The 2,336-nt window shown below is 71.9% G+C and carries 2 protein-coding genes; both read right to left on the bottom strand.

Going from position 1 to position 2,336, the window contains the following annotated elements; translation table 11 throughout:
• Positions 1-1,254 (bottom strand): DNA mismatch repair endonuclease MutL (mutL, locus tag ACFR9S_RS10765; RefSeq protein WP_379818614.1); only part of this gene is annotated, 1,254 nt, incomplete at its 3' end.
• On the bottom strand, positions 1,251-2,336 hold a 1,086-nt coding region (locus ACFR9S_RS10760), incomplete at its 5' end, for a MutS-related protein (protein WP_417385087.1). The genes mutL and ACFR9S_RS10760, both read right to left, overlap by 4 nt.

The following is a 2,336-nucleotide window of genomic DNA, read 5'->3' as shown; positions in this document are numbered from 1 at the left end:
CGAAAACTCCGCGCGTTCGATCGACGCACCCGAAACGGCGGCCCGCAGACGCTCGAAGTTCACCCGCTCGTGGGCCGCGTGCTGGTCGATCACGAGCAGGTCGTCGCCCTCCGCACAGAGCAGGTACGTCTCGCGGAACTGCCCGAGTACCTTGGCGTCGGCGAGCGCGGAGTCGTTCTCTCTCGGCGCGAGCGACTCCTCCAGCCCCATCGCGACCTCGCCCGAGCGCCGGAGATCCGCGGTCGTGAGCGCGTCGTTCACGCCGGTCTCGACCGCCGCCTCCACCGCGTCCCGTGCCGAGAGCGCGACCTCCGCCTTCGCGGGGTGGACGTTCGCGTCGACGGTTTCGGGCGGCAGCGACACCGAGACCACCGCGATCGGGTGGCGGCCGTCGGGCAGCAGCGTGCCGTAGCCCCGCTCGACCGCGCGGCGGAGGCCTCCGTCGACGACCGGGCGGTCGTTGACCGCAGTCCGGAGATGTGAGCGGTCCGCGCGCGTCGTCGAGGGGTACGCGAGGACGCCCTCGACGTGGAGCTGTTCGCCGTCGGAGAGCGTCGTCTCGTGGGCGAACGTCGTCGACCGCGCGGCAACGTGGCGGTCGTAGACGGCCGCGAGCGCGTCTTCGTAAGCGCCGCTTCCGGGCGTCTCGAACACCTCGCGGCCGTCGTGAGAGAGCGAGAACGACACGTCCGGCCGGGTGAGCGCGTAGCGCGCGACCAGTTCGGAGATCCGAGCGAACTCCGCGCCCTCGCCGCCCAGCGACTCGCGGCGCGCGGGACGGTCCCCGAACAGATCGCGGACGATCACCGTCGTCCCACGGGCGCGCCCGGCGTCAGTGATCCGGATGTCGCCTTCGTCGCCGACCACGAGCCGCGTTCCCGGCTCGCTACCGTCGCTGGTGACCAGTTCGAGCCGGCCTGCATCGGCGATGCTCGGGAGCGCCTCGCCCCGGAAGCCGAGGCTGGTGGTGGCCGGAAGCTCCGCGGCGTCCCGGAGCTTGCTCGTCGCGTGACGCTCGACTGCTCGGGCGGCGTCTGCGCGAGCCATCCCGTGGCCGTCGTCCGATACGCGGATTCGTTCGGTGCCGTCGCCGTCGATCTCGATCCGGATCGAGTCGGCGCCGGCGTCGAGCGCGTTGTCCAGCAGTTCGCCGACGACCCGCGCGGGCCGGGTGATCACCTCGCCGGCCGCGATGGGGTCGACCGTCTCCTCGTCGAGTCGTTCGACCGTCGGCGGGTCGGTCGCGTCGCTCATCGCGAGACGCGGTCCTGGAGTTCCTGCAGGCGGTTCAGCGCCTCGATGGGGGTGGTCCGAGCGAGGTCGATGTCGCGGAGTTCGGCGGCGATCTCGTCGGTGTCGGTGTCGTCGGGTTCGGTTCCAGGCAGCGTCTGCTGGCCCGGCGGCGGCGAGGGTTCGGCGTCGTCGGTGTCGATCGTGGTAGCGGTATCGACGCCCGCGCCGTCCGTGGCGGCCTGCGTCGGTTCGGTCGTCGCGTCTGCCGACGCCGTGGTCTCCTCGTCCTCTACCAACTCCCGCGAGCGCTCGACGACCGCCTCCGGGACGCCGGCCATCCGGGCGACCTCGACGCCGTAGGAGGAGGACGAGGGTCCCTCGTCCACGCGGTGGAGGAAGGTTACGTCCTCGCCGTCACGGATCGCGGTGAAGTGGAGATTGAACACTCCCTCGCGCTCGTCGGCCAGCGCGGTCAGGTCGTGGTAGTGGGTCGCGAACAGCGTCCGGGCGCCCACCTCGTCGTGGAGGAACTCCGTGGCCGCACGGGCGATCGCGAGGCCGTCGGCGGTGGAGGTGCCGCGCCCGACCTCGTCCAGCAGGACCAGCGAGTTCTCCGTGGCGTCGTGGAGGATGTCGGTGAGTTCGCTCATCTCGCGCATGAACGTCGACTGCCCGCCCGCGATGTCGTCGCTGGCGCCGACGCGGGTGAACACGCGGTCGAGCACGGGGAGGCTCGCGGACTCGGCGGGGACGAACCCGCCGGCCTGCGCGAGCACGCAGATCAGCCCGACCTGCCGCATGTACGTCGACTTCCCGCTCATGTTGGGGCCGGTGATCAGCGCGACGCTGCCGGCGGGGAGGTCGGCGTCGTTGGGCACGAACTCCTCCTGCGCCTGTGCGACGACGGGGTGGCGCCCGGCCTCGATCTCGAGCGACTCGTCGCCGTCGTGGAACGCTGGCCGGCAGAACTCCGGCCCTACAGCGACCGTCGCGAGCGAGAGCAGCGCGTCGAGATCCGCGAGGTCGGCGGCGAGCGCCTGCAGGCGGTCGGCCGCGTCGGCGACCTGCGCACGGACCTCGCGGAAGATGTCGTACTCCAGCGC

Source organism: Halolamina salina, from assembly GCF_042678005.1.
In the GTDB taxonomy this organism is placed as follows: Archaea; Halobacteriota; Halobacteria; order Halobacteriales; family Haloferacaceae; genus Halolamina; species Halolamina salina.
This window is presented reverse-complemented; position numbering and strand designations above follow the sequence as displayed.